The 924-nt window shown below is 75.2% G+C and carries 2 protein-coding genes; both read right to left on the reverse strand.

The features are described 5' to 3' along the window. Window positions 1-586 (reverse strand): ornithine carbamoyltransferase (locus KBX39_RS32045; RefSeq protein ID WP_369010131.1); only part of this gene is annotated, 586 nt, incomplete at its 3' end. Next, the coding region (locus KBX39_RS32050; RefSeq protein WP_210874170.1) for an aminotransferase class III-fold pyridoxal phosphate-dependent enzyme at window positions 583-924 on the reverse strand (342 nt) is incomplete at its 5' end. The genes KBX39_RS32050 and KBX39_RS32045, both read right to left, overlap by 4 nt.

The following is a 924-nucleotide window of genomic DNA, read 5'->3' on the forward strand; positions in this document are numbered from 1 at the left end:
TCTCCGCGCGGGCCACGATCTCCGGGTCCGGCTGAAACCCGGCCGGGCCGGCGATCCGCACGTGCATCCCGGCGGTCGCGCCGGCCAGCAGGTACGAGTGGGCCATGTTGTTCGCCGCGTCGCCCACGTACGCGAGGATCCGCCCGGCGGTGCCGCCGAAGCGCTCGCGCACGGTGAGCAGGTCGGCCAGCATCTGGCAGGGGTGGTACGTGTCGGTGAGCGCGTTGACCACCGGCACCGTGGCGTGCTCGGCGACCTCGGCGATCCGGTCGTCGCCGTGGGTGCGCAGCACGATCGCGGCGACGTAGCGGGACAGCACCCGGCCGGCGTCGGCGAGCGTCTCGCCGCGGCCGAAGTGGGTGACCTGGGTGTCCACCACCAGCGGATGCCCGCCCAGTTCGGCGATGCCCACGTCGAACGAGATCCGGGTCCGCAGGCTCTGCTTGTCGAACAGCACCGCCACCGACTTCGGTCCGGCCAGCGGCTGGTGGCCGTACCGGTCGGTCTTCATCCGGGCGGCGAGGTCGAGCACGGCGGCCTGCTCGGCGGGCGTGAGGTCGTCGTCGCGCAGGAAGTGGCGGATCATGCGGGAGCCTCCGTCGGGGTCGTGGCGTCGGACGCGGCGTCGTCGGCGGTCGCTGCGGCGTCGGTGGAAGGGTGCGGCGCGGCGGCGGGCAGCGCGGCGGGCAGCGCGGCGACGAAGGCGTCGGCCTGCGCCACGGTGAGGATCAGCGGCGGGGCGAGCCGGATCACGTCCGGCTGCACCGGGTTCACCAGGAAACCCGCGTCGCGCAGCGCTGCCGCCGCGGCGGCGGAGACCGGCTGGTCGAGCACGATGCCGAGCAGCAGCCCGGCGCCGCGCACCTCGCGTACCAGCGGGTGACCGAGCGCCTCGACGCCGCGCCGCAGCCGCTCGCCGACGCG

It is taken from the genome of Micromonospora sp. D75 (assembly GCF_018070405.1).
In the GTDB taxonomy this organism is placed as follows: Bacteria; Actinomycetota; Actinomycetes; order Mycobacteriales; family Micromonosporaceae; genus Micromonospora; species Micromonospora chalcea.